We start from the raw sequence: 18,982 nt of genomic DNA, 5'->3' as shown, positions 1-18,982 counted from the left end.
GGGCATGGTCGGCGCGCGTTCATGCGGGTTCGCGGGGCGGGGCGGAGGCGCGCATGCGGGTGAGGCCATTACGGTGCGGGTGTAGTCACCGACACAGGTGAGAGTGCAGACGCCGGGCGAGGCGAGGATACACGGTCACACGTTTATCGCCTCCATTCCTACTTGGGAAAGGGATTGTCACCGGTCGGAAACCATTCGGAGGATTTCGCTTCCGTTCGCGCCCAGGAGGGCCCCGGCATCCGTGCGCAACGGCCGGCGACGACGGCATCCGCTTCCGTTCGCGCCCGGGAGGGGCCACGACCATTCAATGCGTCCACGGCTGGCAGTGCTCCCATCAGGACTGCCGGAGAGGTTGTGGAGTGCCGCAAGGCTGCGGAAGGAGTACTGTCGCAATGGCAGTCAGCGCAAATCGGCCTGTTTTGGAATGCATTCCGGAGTAGGCGGGCATAGCGCCGAGTATCGGGGGTGGAATCGCGGCGGTGAGTGGCGGAATGAAGCCGTTCTTACCGCACGTATTTCCCGATGTATTTGGGGCGATGCCCGCCTACTCGGGAATGCGCCTCAAAACAGGCCGAATCCGGCGGAGATCCGGACGCATAGGCGGTGACTGGCTGCACGGCGGGCCGTTCACGGTATTGTGCGGGTCCTCTCATGGGAGAATATCGGGAGAATGGCCGCCCGGTCTCCGCTGAAAACCGCTGGTCGCCACTGGCACGGCACGGTTCCCGGGCTTCTTTATCCGAGAATCACCTCGCGGGAGAGCGCCGGGATTTCACGGTGCGCGCAGCGAATCCCCGCTGTCGTCCGCGCCCTGTCACACGCCACCCTATCGCATCGCAAGCGATTACACGCTACAATGGTTGTGGTTGTAACCGGTCACAAGGCTATTGGGGCAAGACAACGGCCAGCGGGCCGAGCGCACAGCGCGGGTGACGCTCCCCCAGTCGGCTCCGCCGACAGCCCCCTCCACCGAGGGGGCCGAGGAACGGAATCGCCGCGGCGGCCCGTCCAGGGGAGCCCCCTCCACCGAGGGGGTCAAGAGGAGAAGCGCATGGCGCGCAGAACCCGGCCTGAGCGACTTTGCCTCCACCGAGGGGCCAAGGGACGGAATCGCTTCGGCGGCCCGTCCGGCGGAGCCCCTCCACCGGAGGCAAAGCTGTCGATTCCACCGGCGCCAACGCAAGTCGGCGCCGCACAGCCTGCCGGCGCGCCGGACCGACCCCAAGCCGGGCACGCAGACCATCCTGCCGCCCGCCGACCGGCCCCCAAACCGGCCCGACCCGGACCCAAACCCGGCCCAACAGGCCCAAACCCGGCAACACAACCACAGGCCAACGTATTGAAAGGACAATCATGGCAGAGAGATTCGGGGCGTTCCTGCCCCGCGACACCAAGGGCGACGTGGCCCAGTTGCATGGCATCGGCGTGCAGAAGTTCGGCGACACCTGGTACGCATACGGCGAGAACAAGGTCAACGGCAACCTGTTCCAGGGCGTGGCGTGCTACACCACCTCCGACTTCGCCAGCTGGGAGAGCCACGGCATCGTGCTCGACGTGCAGGAGGACGGCTCCGCGCTTGCGGCCGACCGCATCGGCGAGCGCCCGAAGGTGCTGCACTGCCCGTCGACCGGCACGTACGTCATGTACATTCACGCGGAGACGCCGGATTACGGCTACGCGCACATCGGCGTCGCCACCGCCGACAATCCGCTCGGCCCGTTCGCCTTCCACACGACCATCACGTGGCGCGGCTATCTGAGCCGTGACATCGGTGTCTTCCAGGACGAGGACGGCGGCGGCTACATCATGTCCGAGGACCGCGACCACGGCACGCACATCTTCCGCCTGTCCGACGATTATCTGACGATCGTCGAGGATGTGGCCTGCGAGCGTGCGACCGACTATCCGTACGGCTTGGAGTCGCCGACGATCGTCAAGAAGGACGGCTTGTACTATTGGTTCGGCTCGAAGCTGACCGGCTGGTTCACCAACGACAACATGTATTCGACTGCCGCCGACCTGCACGGTCCGTGGAGTGAGTGGCGTACGTTCGCGCCGCTGGGCACGCAGACGTTCGACTCGCAGGTCGACATCGTGGTTCCGCTCGGCGACGACCCGTACGACAGCGACCGGTTCCTGTACATCGGCGACCGCTGGTACAAGGATGATCTTGGCAACTCGCCGATGGTCCAGGTGCCGATTGAGATCGGCGGCGGCACGGCGAGCATGGTCTGGGACGACGCCTACGAGGGGTTCATTCACCGCGAGGTGCCGGACGACCATGAGCCGATCACTGATCCGAACGCGTATTTCACCGCGCAGGACATGGAGTAGCGGGGTCGGCAGGCGTCACGACCAACACGACCGATCACGTCGGTCGTGACGTCACGGCTGACGTGACATCATGCCCGTCACGACCGGCGCGACATCACGACCGGCGCAGCGTTACGACCGACCGGTCGGCTCGACAAGGCCGACCGCAAGACCCTGATGGCCCTCGGCTGGGAGGTCTCCGGCGAGCATCCGCGCCGATTGGGGTGAGTGCGGACAGGCCGGCGATCGGCCGAACCACAGCATCGGCCTCATCACCCGCGCGACACGCCCGGGATGGTAGCACACTCGAAAGATAGGTTTTACGGGAACCGCGGAAAACCGGCGATTCCGCGAATCGTATCTTTCGAGCGTGCAGCCGTCCCGGGCGTGTCGCATTCAGGCCGGCGGCGACGGCCGGCGGTCAGGTCGCGGCGACGGCTGGCAGTCACGGCTGGCGACCAGACCCGCAACCACAATCGCCGGCCACGACCGCCGAAACGGCCTGTTTCCGACCGTATTCCGTTATTCTTAGGTCCTCACCATCGAAGAGAAGTCCTCATATACCCCGAAAACACGGCATAAAACCCCTTACAACACCCCATGTTGCCCGACCGCGGTTCCTAAGAATACGAAATAGCCTCCAAAACACCCCGAACAACACAGAATCCGGCCGGAGTCCCGTACCCAATGGTGAGTACGGGGCTCCGGCCGGATTCATCGCCCGACGCTGGGCCGCGGGGGATAAGGAAGGAGACATTCCCCCACGGCCCAAGAGGCCCAGGCGGCTCAGGCGACTAGGCAGCCCAAGCAGCGGCCCGACCCGTCGTCAGGCGCGACGGCGCAACATCACGGCCACGCCCGCGGCGAGCAGCAGCACGGCGGCGACCGCGACACCGGCCACCGAGGCGCCGGTCTTGCTCAGACCGCCCTTGTCGCCGGCGGCCTTGTCCGCGCCGTTCTTGTCGCCGTTCTGGCCCGCGTCGCCAGGCAGCGTGCCGGGCTTGTTCGGCTCCGGCTTGGTCGGCTGCTCCGGCTCCGGCTTGGGGGCCGGCGCCTTCTTGACGAGCGCCTTCTGCGCGGCGGTCAGCGCCTCGAGAGCACCGGACACCGCATCCGGCGTCGCGTTCTCGTCGGCGAGCACGGCCTCCGCGTCGGACAGGGCGTTCCGGAAGTCGGCCCAACCGGACTCGTAGTCGGCCTCGTCCAGCTTCTCGGCGGCGTCCACGGCGGCCTTCAGGGCCGTCTTGTCGACGGCGGCGACCGTCACCTCGAAGGTCTTCGCGAAGTCGGCGCCCTTGAGCGCGACCGTCACGGTCACCTTGCCGACCGCGGCGAACGGCTTGGCCAGGTCAACCGCGGCACCCGAAGCGTCCGCAGCCGTCACCGTGTACTCGCCGGCTTCGGCGACCGCCGGATCGCCCTTGGACATGACCTTCTTGACCACGAGACCATCCGCGGAGAACGTGTCGCCGACCGTGTACTTGACGGTCTTCGGCTCGGTCACCTCGATGCCGGTCACGGTGGCCGGCTTGACGGGCACGAGCGCGTTCTGCGCGTCGGTCAGCTTGGCGAGCGCGTCGGCCACGGCGGCCGGCGTCGCGTTCTTGTCGGCGGCGACCGTCTTGGCGGCGGCCAGCGCGGTCTGGAACGCATCCCAGCCGGACTCGTACTTGTCGGCGGTGAGCTTCTCGGCGGCGGCGATGGCCTCGTTCAGCGCAGCCTTGTCGGCCTCGTTGACGGTCACGTCGAAGGACTTGGCGAACTCGGTGCCCGTGAGCGTAACCGTCACGGTCACCTTGCCGACGGCCGCGAACGGCTTGGTCAGGTCGACCGCCTTACCGGCGGCGTCAGCGGCGGTCAGCTGGTACTCGCTGGCATCGGCGACCACCGGACCGCCCACGTTCTGGGTCTTGGAGACGACGAGTCCCTTGGCGGAGAACGTGTCGCCGACCGTGTACGTGGTCTTGGCGGGTTCGGCTTCGATCTTGATGCCCGTCACCTTCTGCTCGACCACGAGCGCGTTCTGCGCGGCGATCAGGGCCTTGGTGGCGGCGGCGACTTCGGCCGCGGTCGCGTTCGGGTTCGCGGCGACCGTCTTGACGGTGGCGAGCACGAACTGGAACGACGTCCACGAATCCTCCGTGTAGCCGGTGTTCTGCACCTTCTCGGCGGCGGCGATGGCCTTGTTGAGGGCCGTCTTGTCGACCTCGTTGACCTTGAGCGTGAACGTCGCGGTGGCGGCGGTGTCGCCGGTGGTGGGGGCGACGGTCAGCGCGGTGAGCGTGACCGTGACGTCGCCGACCTTGGCGAACGGCTGCGACAGGTCGACGAGCTTGCCCTCGGCGTCGGTCGCGGTGAGCGTGTAGTCGCCCTCGGCGAGCGTCTTCTCGGTCTTGTCGGCGTCGTTGAGCGTGGCCTTGGCGACCAGTCCGGCGGCGTCGAACTTCTCGCCGATCGTGTAGGCGGTCTTGGTCGGGCCGGTCACGGTCAGCTTGTCGGCGGTCGGCGCGGCTGACTGGACGGCGTCGGCGGCCTCGTAGATCTTGACTTCGGCGACTCGCGCGTAATCAAGGCCATCCTTGTAGGTCAGCTTGAGCTTGATGCCCTTGACCGCGCCGAGCGAGCTCAGGTCGACGGTGTTCGGGTTGGTGGCGGTCACGTCGGCGGAGATCTTGGTCGCGTTCCACGTGGAACCGTCCTCGCCGAGGGTGAGCACGTCGAACTTGGCCGGGGCCTCGCCGGGCTTCGACGGATCGACGTACAGCTCAAGGTCGCCCAGCTTGTGGGCGGCGTCGAACGTGTAGCTCAGCCACGGATCGGTGTCTTTCTCGTTCCAGTTGGCCCATGCGGTGGTCAGCGAACCGTCGCAGGTGAGCGTCGCCGGGAACGGGCCGTAGTTCTGCGCGGACTGGTACTTGGAGGCCTGGGCGGCGGAGCAGTACTTCGCGGCGAGATCGGTCTTCACGAACGTCACGTCCACGGGGAACGAGGTCGTCTTGGTCTTGTCGGACTTGAGCGTCACGCGCACCGGGATGCGGCCGACCTTCGAGGAGTCGAATCCGCTCACCTCATAGGTGGACGGGTCGAGCACGATGCTCGTGCCGTCGGTCAGGCGCGCACCGACCTTGAGACCGGACGCGTCGAACGCGGATCCCTGCGGATAGCTGGTCGTGGTGGGCAGTGCGGAGACGAAGATCGCGGCGACGGTCGCCTCGGCCGGCTTCTCGGTGACGGTGACGGTCACCGGGTCGCTGGTCACGCTCTCACCAAGGGAATTCGTCACGACCGCGCGGTACTGGCCGGCGTCCGCGGCGGTGGCGTTCGGCAGGGACAGCCAGCGCGTGTTCTCGGCGACGCCGTTGCCCGCGGCGGTGCCGGTCTTGGTGGTGACGTTCGTCCACTTGCCGTCCACCTGCTTCTGCCAGACGACGGAGACGTTCGGCTGTGCGTCGAGCTCGACGTACGCGGATGCGGTCTCGCCTTGAGAGACGGTCGTGGTGAAGTCGGTCAGCTTGAGCGTCGGCTTGACGTCGGAGCGCACGAGCACGACGTCATCGATGTAGCCGTTGGCGTCGGCGGCGAGTCCCTTGTCGGAGAAGCTCAGCCACAGCGCGCCTTCGGTGGCGGCGTCGGCCGGGACGGTGAACGTGGTGGTCACGTACTGCGGCTCGCCGGCCTTGGCGTCGGCGGAAGTCGACGCGGTGGCGAGTTCGGTCGCGTACTGGGCCCACACGGAGCCGGTGCCGGAGCTAGCCTTGCGCGACTTGACGGTGGCGGTCACGGCCGGGGTGGCCTTGGCGTCCGCGGTGGCACCCGGGATGGCCCAGAAGCCGAGCGTGTAGGTGGCGCCGGGCACGACCTGGATGTTGCGCTGGTTGATGGTATCGATGTTGGCGGTCTTGCCGTTCACCTCGGCGGTGCCGAAGCGGCCGGAGAACTCACCGGAGCCGACGACGCCCTTCTGGTTCTTCTCGGAGCGGGTCTCGAGGGCGCGCAGCGCGTTGCCGGTGGCGTCGTTGGCGAAGGTGTCCCAGTCCACGGTCTGGCCGTCGACGGTGCCGCCGACGGTCCACGGCGTGCCGCCGATCGACTCGAACGAACCGTCGTACAGATAGTCGGTCACCGTGTTCACGGTCACGTCCGCAGTGCCTGCGGCCGCGGCGGCGGCATCGTCCTTCGCCTCGTAGGTGACGGTCAGCTTGCTCGCGTTGGTCGACGTGCGCACGTAGGCGGTGGCGACGCCGGCCTTGTCGGCGTAACCGGTCTTGCGCACGAACGCGTTGCCGGCGGACTCGATCTTGAGCTGGGTGCCGGCGGCGACCTTCGCGGAGACCTTGATGGTCTTGTTCTGCGGGGCGACGAACTCGGCGCTCTTGCCGGCCGCGATGGTGGCGGTCTGCTGCTTGGTGGCGGACGCGGCGACGGCGGACTTCTGGGAGGCGCCGACGTCAGGGCTGCCGTAGGTGGGCACGTCGCGGCCGAAGAAGTCCTTGGTGCCTTCCTCGGCGACGGCGACGCCCTTGCCGGCCGTGTACTTGGTCGTGAAGTCAAGCACGGACAGGTCGCTGCCGGCGTTGCGCAGTTTCTCGATGCTCGTGCCGGAATCCTTGAAGAAGTCGTCGAGCGTGACGTACTGGTTGTTCTTGGAGCTCGGCTCGCCCAGCAGCTTGGACTGCCACTTGTCGGGGTTGGCGCCGCCGACGAACACGTTGTTGTTCCAGGTCAGGTGCGTTTTCGGCTCGCCGGCCAGCCAGTTGTCGCCGTCGGCGATGAACAGGTTGTTCGCGAACGACAGGCCGCTGTTGTAGTACGCGGAACCCTCGGTGGTGGGCAGCCACCACGCGTTGCCGGTCTCGGCCTGGGCCTTCTTGCCGTTCGGCATGACGATCAGGTTGTTGTAGAACTGGCCGTCGGTCACGCCCTGCAGGGTGACGAAACGCTGGGTCTGCACGTTGCCGGTGTGGGATTCCTTGGCGAGGCCGTCGTTGACGGAGATGTTGTAGCGGAACACGGAGCCGGTCGCATGGCCGGAGCCGGCCACTCGCCAGTCGCCGCAGCCGCAGTACAGGACGGTGCCGCCGGCGTTGTCATGGCTGTAGTTGTACTGGAAGATCGTGCCGCGCGTGCCGTAGTCCACGTCCCAGGCGTTGCCGTCGGTGTTCTCGGAGTACTTCTGCGTGTTGGTGACCTCGTTGTACTGGAACAGCGTGTTGTCGGTGTTCCAGTTCCAGATGCCGGCATTGAACTGCATGTGCTTGTTCGCGGCGTCGTTGAGGTAGTTGCCTTCGACGATGGCGCCGTCGTTCATCTGCACGACGATGCCGTCGCCGCCCACGTGCTCGACGTGGTTGTCGCGGATGATCAGGTTGAGGGACGGGGTCCACGGGTTGTATTCGCGGCGGCCGGGGTCGCACACGCCGCCGCCGTCCCAGCCGGACTCCTCACGGCACTTGAAGTCGGTGGACATGTTGATGCCGGAGCGGGCCACGTTGTTGATGTTGTTGTTGGCGATGAGCGTGCCGTTGAAGTAGGAGGGGACGTTGTCCTTGTCAAGCTCCGGGTGGGCGACGAGGTTCCAGTCGCCGTTCGAGTACTCCATGCGGCTGGAGCCGTAGACCTCCATCTGGATGGCGCCGGAGCCGCCGAGGTCCTTGACGCCCTTGCCGGTGACGTCGTCGATCTCGTTGTTCTCGATGACGGTGTGCTTGAGCTCGCCGGCGTTCATGTTCGCGACGATGATGCCGCGGCGGGTCTTGGTCCACTGCTCGGATTCGTTGGCGTCCTTGTTGGTCACCTTGAGGTCGCGGATCTCGATGTACTGCGAGTTCTCGACGTACACGGTGTCGCGCACGCCGTCGCCTTCGAGGACCGGCTTGGCGCCGACCTGCGGGCCGTACGCGCCGATGGTGATGACCTTGTCGGGTGTACCGACCGCGTTGAAGACCTGCAGGCCGACCTTGTTGGCGCCTTCGCCGACGGACTTGCACACGCTGCCGCGCTTGAACAGCAGGGATTCGCCCGCCTTGAGCTCCTTGGCCTTCCGGTTGGCGGAGGCCAGCGAGTTGTACGGGGATTCGATGGTGCCGTTGCCGTCCGTGGTGGCGGAGCAGTCGACGTAGTAGGAGGTGCCGGTCGAGGCGTATGGCGTCGGCTCAGGCTGTGTGGTCTGGGCGGCGAGTGCGGACGGCGCTGCGACGATGCCGAATGACAGCAGCGTCGCACCCGCGATTCCCCCACCGATGATTCGTTTGACAAAACCCATATCGGCTCTTTCTTCCTTGAGGTTGCGACGGGCTTCTCTTGCCCGCCGCAACCGGCCCCGTGAAAGCGCCTTCCCCCCGGTATCGGCTGCCACCGCCGACATGAGTATCAGGATACACATTCGCGTAACCGGTCACAAATAACTGTACGGGGGATGTGACCGTTTACACAACGCGGGGTTTTCGTTGGGTGTAAGCGCTTTTGTGGCGCGGTTCTGCGTTTTGGTAACGCAACCATTTTTTCGTAAACGGACGCGGTTTTTACAATTTCTTCACATACGGCGGGAGCGGCTTGATACCAATGTTCACGAGGTGGACGCGGCTGTGTTGCGTCTCGATATGTGGACATGGATATTGTGAGGGGTGGTGGGGAGTGTTGCGTTTTTGCGGTGGTGTGGGCGGGTGACGTATGGCCGACGGCGACGGTAATCGCTTTTACGGGGGTGGCGGCGGACGGGCATGGCGGGGTGGCTGGCGGTGGGATGCAGAGCGCGATGGCAGTGGGTGAGCGTTGTAGTGGGATGCGGGCAGGGTGCGGTCGGGTTCGGAGTGCGGGCTGGCGGTGGGGCGCCGGTGTGCAGGCGGGACGGGACGAGGCAGGCGAGCGTCCATTTCCGACCAACACCACCGCACTCCCAGTCGAGAACAACCGCTGCCAGCCCGATTCGCGTCCGATCCCAACCACCATCACTGCCGTCCTAGTCGAAAACGGACGGCGATAGACCATCCAGCGGCCGTTCCCGACCAATCCAGCAGCACTTCTAGTCGAAAACGGACGCATCCGAACCCATCAGCGGCCGTTTCCGACCAAGCCGACTGCGGTTCTAATCGAAAACGGACGCCGCCAGGCCCGCTCGCGGGTGCTTTCACCTAACCCGACCGAGGTCCCAGTCGAAAACGGACGCCGACGGGCCGGGCCGGCCGTGGACTCCCGGAATCCTCCCATCCCGCATCACCAATATGGGAGAAAACCGGGAGTCACCGACCGAAACTCCCGGGTTTCTCCCATCCCAAGCCCTCGAAATGGGAGAAAACCGGGAATAGACACCCCGCACACGCAAAGCGGGGCGGGACTCCCGAAGGAACCCCGCCCCACTTCAGACGATCAGGCTATAGGCCGCCCCACGGACCGACCGGCCCGCAACCGGAGCGGCAGGGCAGGCCGTCCCACGACCAGCCCGGCCCGGCCTGCCAGCCGTCCCTCAGGCCCGGCGGCGGCGCAGCGTCACAGCCACGCCGGCGGCCAGCAGCAGCACGGCGGCCATGGCCACGCCGGCGACCGAGGCGCCGGTCTTGGACAGGCCCAGCTGGCCCGGCGTCTGCGGCTTACCGGAACCGGCATCGGCACCCGGCCGCACAGCCGAACCACCGTCACCAGAACCAGACCCGCTACCGTCCGCCGCGACGACCGCAACCGGGTAGGTCACGTCGACGATCGTGCCGTCTTTCAGCGTGTAGCGCACGATGAAGGAGTCGGCGCCGGTCTTGGTCCCGGCACGGTACTCGAGCGCATCGAGACGGAACTCGACCGTGCCGAGCGAACCCCGCTTGGTCACTTCGCGCCCCGTGGCTCCGGCGACCCGCTCCGGCTCGGCGACCGTCGCCGTCTTGCCGGCCTTGACGGTCGTCTTGCCGGCGGTGACCTGCTCCGGCTTGCCCGGCTCAGGTCCCGGACCCGGCTGTTCGGCGGGCTTCAGACCCTTGATCGCAGCATCCAGCACCGCAGCGGCCGCGTCGACTTCGGCCTGCGTGGCCGAAGCATCGTCGCGAACCTTGACCGCCGCAGACAGCGCGGACTTCAACGCAGCCCACGAATCAGCCGTGTAATCCGCCTCGGCGAGACCCTGCGCCTGCGTGATCAGCGCATTCAGCGCCGCCTTGTCCACCGGCGTCGGCTCAGGCTTCTCGGCAGGCTTCAGCCCCTTGATGGCCTTATCCAGCGCCGCCGCAGCCGCATCAACCGCATCCTGCGTGGCCGAAGCATCATCCCGAACCTCAACCGCCGCAGACAGCGCGGCCTTCAGCGCAGCCCACGAATCAGCCGTGTAATCGGCCTCGGCCAGCTTGCCGGCGGCGTCGATCAACGCCGTCAGCTTCGTCTTGTCCACCGGCGTCGGCTCGGGCGTCTCCGCCTCGGTCTTCGCCTTCGCCGTGGCCGGTTCGGAGACCTGCCCCAGCGTATCGACGGCGACCACGGCGAAGTCGTACTCAGTGTCGGCCTTGAGCCCGTCCACCGTGTACGCAACGTCCGCACCGGAACCAGCACCAGAACCAGAACCCGCACCGACCGCCACTTCGGCGACCTGCTTACCGTCGACGCTCACCCGGTACGCGGCCAGTCCGGCCTCGCTGGCGGGCGCCTTCCACGTGAGTCGGACCGACGTCGTTCCGGCCGCCTCGGCTTTCAGCGAAGCCGGCGCGGCAGGCGCGGCCACGGTGCCGGCGGCCAGCGTGTACACGCCGCCTGCGGTCGTGTCGAACACGATCAGCTTGGCGCCGGCCGCATTGGCCACCACGTGCGACTTGACGAGCTTGCCGGCCGCGTCACGCACGACCACCGCGTCGGCGTCGCCGCGCGTGAGCTTGACGGCCGCCTGGCCGCCCTTATTGGAGGTCAGCTTGACCGACGTCGTGGCGCCGTCCTTCCACGAGACCGCGACCTCGAAGTTGCCGCGGGCGATCAGGCCGTCGACCGAACCGGCCGAAGCCCAGGCGTCGGGCAGCGCGGGCAGGATGTTCGTGTAGTTCGCGTACGTCGTGCCGTCCTTCGCGGCGAACGTGGAGTTGGACTGCATGAGCATCTCCGCCACGCCGGCCGTGTAGCCGAAGTTGCCGTCGATCTGGAACGGCGGGTGCGCGTCGAAGAGGTTCGCGTACATGCCTTCGGCGATCAGCTCGCCGAGGATCTTGTACGCGCGGTTGCCGTCGCCGGTGCGCGCCCACGCGTTGATGCGCTGCGCACGGCCCCAGCCGGTGGCCACGTCGCCGCGGTCGTTCATCGAGACCTTGGCGGCCTCCATGTACTCCGGGTTGTCGATGGTGATGAGGTCACCGGGGTAGAGGCCCAGCAGGTGGGACATGTGGCGGTGGTTCTGCTGGTAGCTGGGGATGGCAGTGCCGTCCTCATAATGGCCCAGCTTGCCCTCGTTGTACCATTCCTTGATCTGGCCGTCGTCGCCGATCTCGATCGGCTTGAGCAGGCTCTTCGCGCACGTCCACGAGCGGTTGGCGTCGGCGTCGGTGAACGCGCCGGAATCGTCCTTCGCCCAGTTGGCGGTGGAGCAGTCGGTCAGGTCGCCGACGAGATCCTTGTCCTTGCCGAGCGTATCGGCGGCTTCGATCACGTCGTTGAGCATCTGCCAGACGAGCGAGCTCTCGTACGTGTTGCCGTCGGTGCCCTGCGGGCCCTGCTCCGGCGAGTAGGCGACGCCGGTGGTCAGACGGGTCTTGCCGTCCGCGGCCTTGAGGTACGCCTCGTGCAGCATGGAGTTGACGTAGAAGTTGGACTCCTCCTTGAGCAGCGGGTAGATGTCCTTCTCCAGCGCCTCCTTGTCGCCCGTGTACTCGTACTTCTCGTACACGTTCTGCAGCAGCCACGGCATGACGGCCGGCGACCAGCCCCACGAGAACGCGGCGCCCGGCGTGGTCCAGCCGAACGGCGTGTTTTCGGTGTGGACCATGAAGCCGTTGCCTTCGCCGATCGGGGTGCCGGCCTTGGTTTCGGCGCCCGCGTAGACCTTGGCGGTCACACGGCCCGGCTCGACGAGCCCCTTGGCGAACCCGATGAGCGGCTCGGCCGATTCGCCGAGATTGCCGGTGTAGGTCGGCCAGTAGTTCATCTGCAGGTTCACGTTGAGGTGGAAGTCGGAGTTCCACGGGTTGTTGCCGCTCTGGTAGGCGTTGTCGGCGCCGCGTGCGGCCCAGATGCCCTGCAGGTTGCTGGGCAGCTGGCTGTTCTCACGCGAGGAGCCGATGGTCAGGTAGCGGCCGTACTGGTACAGCAGCGTCTCGATCTCGCGCTTCTGCGCGTCCGTGGCGGAGCCGTCCGTGTACTTGGCGAGCAGCTGGTCGGTCGGCTCGTCCTGGACGGTCTGGCCGAGGTTGAGCTTCACGCGGTCGTACAGGGCCTCGTGATCCTTGACGTGCGCGTCCTTGACCTTGCCGTAGCCCTTGTTCGCAGCGTCCTTCACGGTCTTGGCGACGCGTGCGGCAAGCTCGTCGGCCGTCTCTCCGGTGCGGTACTTCGGGTAGTCCTGCTTGTAGTCGGTGGCCGCGGCGATGTACAGGGTGACGACGCTCGCGCCGCTGATCTGCAGCGACGCCTTGTCGTCGCCGGCCGCGACCGAGCCGTCCTCGAGCACGGCCTTGATCTGCGAGTCGTAGCGCAGGCCGTTGTTCTTCAACGCGCCGGACGTGGTGAGCGTATCGCCCTTGACGACGGTCTTCTCGCCGTCCTTGGTGACGTTCTTGTACGTCGGCATGGCCACGTTGAGGTTGAGCTTGCCGTCTTCGCTGGCCTTGAGCCGCACGACCATGACGTTGTCGGGGTTGGACGCGAAGTATTCCCTCGTGTAGGTGACGCCGTCCTTCTTGAACGTCACGTCGGCCTTGCCCTTGGACAGGTTCAGGTCGCGCTTGTAGTCGGCCACTGCGGCATCGTCACCGAAGCCGTCGTCCCCGAAGTTGTAGTCGATGTACAGGTCGCCCCAGGAGACGTAGTTGCCGTGAGCCGTGGCGTCGGTGCCGCCGACGAGGCCGTTGACCTCGCCTTGGCTGAGCGTGCCGCCCTGCTGCAGCTTCTTGTTGAGGTTGCGCAGGGTCTGGCCGTTCTTGCCGCGGGATTCCTCGTTGCCGCCGTTGTAGTTGGCCGACGAGCCGGGGCCGCCGGTCCACAGCGTCTCCTCGTTGAAGACGACGTGCTCCTTGCCGACCTCGCCGTAGACGGTGCCGCCGATTTTGCCGTTGCCGATCGGCAGCGTGGTCTGCTGCCACACCTGGTCGGTGTCGCAGTTCGCCAGGAAGCACCAGCTGAAGCCGTGGCCGCCGGTGAGCTGCCGCAGTCCGGTCTTGGATGCCGGCTGGTTGTACCACAGCAGGTCATCCTTGGACGTGTCGCCGTCATCGCCGCCAGTGGTGTCGTTGACCACGTACACGGTGAACGTGGCGGTGAAGTCGCCGTGGCGGACGGTGATGGTGTGCGCGCCCACGCTGTTGGTGTCGAAGTCGGTGCCTTCCAGCGTGTAGTCGGAGGCGGCGAGCGTCTGCTTGCTGCCGTCGGACTTGGTGGCGACCACGACGAGGCCGTCGGCGGAGAACTTCTCGTCCTTGCCGAACTGGTACTTCGTCTTGGTCGGCAGCTTGTCGATGGCGATGCCGGTGACGTACACGTAGTCCTCGCCCTCGTCGGGCACCACGAAGCTGAGCGTGGCGGTCTTCGGGCTGGCAGCGCTGAGCTTCTCGCGGACGGTCAGCACATAGGTGCCGGCCTTGGCGAAGTGGCCGCCGTCGACCAGCGCGGGGGAGAAGTCGGTCGCGTACTGGTCGGCCGTGAGCGTCTTCTCGGTGCCGTCGGAGTAGATGGCCTTGACGGTCATGCCGGCCGCGTCGAACACGTCGCCCTTCTTGTAGTCGGTCTTGGTGGGTGCGGTGACGGCAATGCCTGCGAGCGCGACGGCCGGAGTGGTCTCGCGTTCCACGGTGACGGCCAGCTTGGGTGTCATGTCCTTGCTGGCGTGGGTCATGCCGCCGTTCGCGCCTTCGGAGCTGACGAAGCGCACGTCGGCGTGCTTCGTCTCGTTGATGGCGAACGTGACGGCGGTCTTGCCGTCGGCGATGGCTGCGGCGACGATGTCGGTGACGTCGAGGCTGACCTTGGTGCCGGTGACCTGCATGCTGGCGTCGGTGCCGGCGAGCTTGTAACTGCCGAGCGCGAACGCTTCGGACTGTGCGACGAGCGTGCCGTCGGCAGTCGCGTCAAAATCAGGCCGGTTCGCCCACGTGGCGTTTTCGACCGTGCAGGAGCCGGAGCCGGTGCACTTGGATTCGTCGATGGCGACGGCCTTGATCGTGTCGGTGTCCGTGGCGGCGAAGTCGCCCTTGTAGCCGATGTAGGTCAGTTCGAGCTTGGCGGACTTGGGCGCGTTGCCCTGGTACTTCGTGAGGTCGAAGCGCAGCAGGCCCATTTTCGCGTCGGTGCCGTCGCCGGTGTTCGTGGACTTGAAGCCTTCGCCGAGCGAATCGTAGCCGGCGGGCAGCATCGCACCCACGTAGGTCTTGCCGGAGAAGTTCTGCGTCTTCTCGGTCTTCCACGCCTGCAGGGTCGTGTCGGCGGCGACGTTCACCGTCTCTTCGGATTGCGAGGAGGCGTCGGCGACACCGATATAGGCGGTCCGGCTCAGCGCGGTGGCGCCGTCGGCCGCATCGACGACGCTGACGGTGCCGTACAGGCCGTTGGCGCTGTTGACGGGCACGGTCACGTCGGCGGTCTGCACGGCGCCGGGTGCGATGGTCGCGGTCGTGTATCCGCTGGAGACCACGCTGTCGTCCGAGGTCTTCCTGACGGTGAGCTGCACCTTCGCGTTGACGGCCTTGCTGCCGGAGTTGGCCAGGCGCACGGCCGCCCGGTACGGGGTGCCGCTGTGCAGCTGGGCGTCCAGGCCGGCGAACTGCACGCCGAGCGTGGATCCGGAGGCGGTGATGGAACGCAGCGCGCCGAGGAGGCGCACGTCACCCCAGTTACCGGTGACGTTCGCCGCGGCGCCGGACACGGCGAACGTGATCTTCTTGGCCGTGCTGACGGACACGTCGAACGCGGCCTTGTCGCCGGCGGCGAGCTTGCGCTCCCAAACGATAACACCGTCGGCCTTGACGGTGAACGTGGCCGAACCGGACGTGACGGACGAGTCGAGGCCGGCGACGCCGAGCACACGGCTGTACGCGGCGTTCGCGGCGACGTCCGCACTCGCGCCGGACGCGACGGCGAGGCCCTTGCCGTAGTCGACGCCGCCGATGGTCACCTGTCTGCCGCCGGAGACGAAATCGGCCGCATACGCGCCGTCCTCGCCGTACTGCGGGGCCTGCGCCTGATCGTTGCCGTACACCTCAAGTTCGTTGAGGAACGCGTGCGCGTCGTCCGGCACGTCGGTGAACTCCACCTTGACGGCGCCGGCGTACAGGCCGCCGACGTTCTCCTCGGCCGGGCGGGAGGCGACGGTGTCCTTGGTGTATTCGGCGACCTTCTCCCACTCGTTCCTGTCGTTGGCCACGTACAGCGTGTACGGGTACGGGGTCGCCTTGCCGAAGCCGAGGCGGATCTTGTACACGTACTGCGCGAACTCGGTGGACAGCACGAACGATTCGCCGCTGCCCGCCTTGCCGGCGATCCACTGGGTGTCCTCGTCGCCGTCGGCGCCGAGCGCGCCCTCATGGCCGGCCTCGGAGCTGCTCGGGCTGGCGGGGCGGTTGAGCGCCTTGTTGGTGTCGCCGTAGGCCATCGGCTCAGGGATCTTGAGGCCCGCGGTGGACCATTGGCCGGCCTCGTAGAAGTTGGCCGGCTCGGTGCCTTCATGGCCGCCGGTCACGTCCTTGGTGGTGATGGTCAGCGTGGCGTCCGGCAGGCCTTCGGCAGATGCTGTGAGCGTGGTGGTGCCGGAGTAGTAAGAGCGGAATTCGATGGCGGCCTTGCCGTCCTTCATCGAAACGTCCTTGGTGAACGTGTACGTCTTGCCGCCGGCGAGCACGCCGGGGCCGTCGGTGACCTTGAGGGTCACCACGCGGTTGTCGTTCACCCAGTTGCCGTCCGCGTCCTTCATGGTGACGATGACCTGCGCATCGGTCTTGCCGTCGTTGGTCAGCGTCTTGGGCGAGTCGGCGGACGTGGTGACGTCCATGTGCGTGGCGGTGCCGGACTTGGAGACCTCCGGCTTGCTGCCGTCGCCTTGGGTTTCGCGGTACCAGTACCACAGGTTCTTCGGCAGGCGGAAGTAGTCGATCATGCCCATCTTGGCGAGGTCCTTGCCGCCGACCGTGCCGTGGTCGAAGCCGGCCCACAGGGCGAGTCCCGCGCTGTTCTTGGTGAGCGTGTACTGGCCGTCGTTGTCCTTGTCGAGCTCGCCGTAGACGGACGTTCCCGGCTTGTACTGGGCCTTGTCGTTGACGACCGCGCCCGGGCGGTCGATGACGGGCGAGCCGTATTCGGCGACCATGTTCGGCATCCACGTGTTCGGGCATTCGCCGCCGCCGCAGATGCGGCCGCCGTCACCGTTGTAGCCGGCGATGTCGGCCACGGACAGCTGGTCGTAGCCTTGCCGCTGGGCGCCGCCCATGCCGGTCTTGCGGGTCGGGTCGAGCTGGTGGGCGAGGTTGCGTTCCTTGTTGACGAGCGCCTTGGCGCGGTTCTGCGTGGCGTTGGAGGTGAAGAACACCTCGTTGCCGGCCGACCAACTGATCACGGACGGCGAGTTGCGGTTCTCGAGGATCATCTCGCGCATCGCGTCGAGCACGCTCTGGTCGAAGGCGTCCTGGTCGCCGGCGTTCTGCGGGTAGGCGTCGCGCAGCCAGTCGCTGGCCTGGCCGCTCGGGTCGTCGTTCTTGCCGGCCTGGCCGCCCATGCCCCAGAACACGTTCTCGGACCAGAACAGGATGCCGAGCCGGTCGCACGCCTCGGCGAAGGCGACGTCGTGCGGATAGTGGGAGCCGCGGATGAAGTTCATGCCGGCTTCCTTGACCATCTTCACGTCGCGTTCGAAGCCGGCGTCGGTGACCGCGTTGGCCCAGCCGCCGTGGTCCTGATGCACGTTCGCGCCGTTGAGCAGCGTCTTCTTGCCGTTGAGGTAGAAGCCGTCGTTCTTCCACTGCGCGGTGCGGAAGCCGAAGCTGGTCTCGTAGGAGTCGACCGGCGTGGCGGTGTCGAGCTTCTCGTTGTCGCCCGCGTACACGGTGGTCTTCACGGTGTACAGGTTCGGGTTCTCGGTGTCCCACAGCTTGAGGCCGTCGTACATGGCGGCCGTGTCGTTCAGGCCCCCGCTGAGCGCCGCGATGGTGGCGGACTTGCCTGCCGCGACCTTGGTGACCTCGGAGTAGAAGGCGTCCTTGCCTGCCTTGGTGGCGACCGTCTTGCCGTCGGCGCCGACCAGCTCCTGCTTGACCTGCACGTACTGGTCCTTGGCGGTGGCGTTGGTCACGTCCGTGGCGACGCTCAGGTTGGAGCGCTTGGCCTCGAGGTTGGCGGCGAGCGCGTCGTCACTCGGGTACTGTCTGAAGTCGATGTTCTCGGCGGACTTGTCGAACGCGGGGTTGGTGAGTGCAGGGGCGGTCACGAACGTGCCGTACCGGGCCACGTGCACGGGGGAGGTGAGCCGCAGGTACACGTCACGGTAGATGCCGCCGCTGAACTGGTGGTCGCCGGCGCGCGGGGTGAGGTCCTGCTGCCAGATGTTGTTGACGCGCACGGCGATCTCGTTCTCGCCGGCCTTGAGCGCCTTGGTCAGGTCGTAGGCGAAGCCGGAGTAGCCGCCCTCGTGCGTACCGATCTTCTGGCCGTTCACGTACACGTCGGCCACCTGGAACACGCCTTCGAACTCGATCTCGACCTGACGGCCGTTCGCGAGCCATTCGGCGGGCACGTCGAAGGACTTGCGGTACCAGCCGTAGCCGACGTACCAGTTCTGGCCGCCGTTGTTGCCGCCGACCTCGTAGGGCATGTCGAAGTCGTGTGGCAGGGCGATGTCGGTCCAGCCGGAGTCGTCAAAGCCGGCCGCCTGGGCGCCCTTGACGTCCTGGCGGATGAACTTCCACTGACGGTTGAAATTGACTTGATCACGCAGGTCGTCCTGTGCGGCGTACGTTTCGACGGGCGACGCGGCGGCCGGCTGGGTGGCGGCCGTCGCCGCCGGTTCGGCTGCGGATGCCGTTGGGATCAGCGACACCGCCATGCCGGCCGAGATGAGGGCCGCGAGCGCCCTCGCCGCGATCCTTCCGATCGGTATCTTCTTCATTGAGGTGCTTTCTCTGTGGGTTGTGGGTGTGGGTTGTGGGTGTGTGGTGGTTTTCACTTGTCACGAGGACGAACGGATGAATGACGAGCGACTCCCGTTGTCCCATTCATCGTTCATCGTTCCTGAGAATCCTCAGCTGCATCTGCGGTGTCAGGAAGTCTCGTGTGTTATCGGCTGCGGCTGCGCCTCCGAGTGATTGTAACCGGTTACACATATTGTAGCGTATTGTATAAGCGCTTGCAACTGCCGTCGTAAGCTATCTGTCATGGATATGAACAAGACACTGTGTGACACCATGTCCACGCTGGTTCTATGTCATCTTCTGTTTCATGACAGCGCTTTCTGTGTATGGCGGTGAGACCGGGACACAGCACATGTTCCGACTTCATCGCATTTTCAGGATTCAACAACAAG

3 protein-coding genes are annotated in these 18,982 nt (G+C 66.3%); 1 reads left to right on the top strand and 2 read right to left on the bottom strand.

From position 1 onward, the window contains the following. Positions 1-1,353 precede the first annotated feature (1,353 nt). Entirely contained in the window at positions 1,354-2,334 is a 981-nt protein-coding gene (locus F7D09_RS05885) for a family 43 glycosylhydrolase (RefSeq protein ID WP_152234480.1), read from the top strand. A gap of 805 nt (positions 2,335-3,139) precedes the next feature. Here the strand turns inward: F7D09_RS05885 and F7D09_RS11405 are convergent. Together F7D09_RS11405 and F7D09_RS05875 are read right to left on the bottom strand one after the other, a co-directional pair. Further along, complete coding sequence (locus F7D09_RS11405; protein ID WP_226835994.1) at positions 3,140-8,575, bottom strand: bacterial Ig-like domain-containing protein; 5,436 nt, start codon at positions 8,573-8,575, stop codon at positions 3,140-3,142. Between the two features lie 1,200 nt (positions 8,576-9,775). Continuing rightward, positions 9,776-18,568, bottom strand: coding sequence for a glycosyl hydrolase family 95 catalytic domain-containing protein (locus F7D09_RS05875; protein ID WP_152234478.1), 8,793 nt, complete (start codon positions 18,566-18,568; stop codon positions 9,776-9,778). Between the last annotated feature and the right edge of the window lie 414 nt (positions 18,569-18,982).

This window comes from Bifidobacterium leontopitheci (assembly GCF_009193355.1).
Taxonomy (GTDB): Bacteria; Actinomycetota; Actinomycetes; order Actinomycetales; family Bifidobacteriaceae; genus Bifidobacterium; species Bifidobacterium leontopitheci.
The sequence above is the reverse complement of the archived record's forward strand: the minus strand, read 5'-3'. Positions and strand labels throughout refer to the sequence as shown.

Bases quoted from the DNA above. Each gene is read 5' to 3' on its own strand.
- F7D09_RS05885 (WP_152234480.1), top strand. From the start codon at position 1,354: ATGGCAGAGAGATTCGGGGCGTTCCTGCCCCGCGACACCAAGGGCGAC.
- F7D09_RS11405 (WP_226835994.1), bottom strand. From the start codon at position 8,575: ATGGGTTTTGTCAAACGAATCATCGGTGGGGGAATCGCGGGTGCGACG.
- F7D09_RS05875 (WP_152234478.1), bottom strand. From the start codon at position 18,568: ATGAAGAAGATACCGATCGGAAGGATCGCGGCGAGGGCGCTCGCGGCC.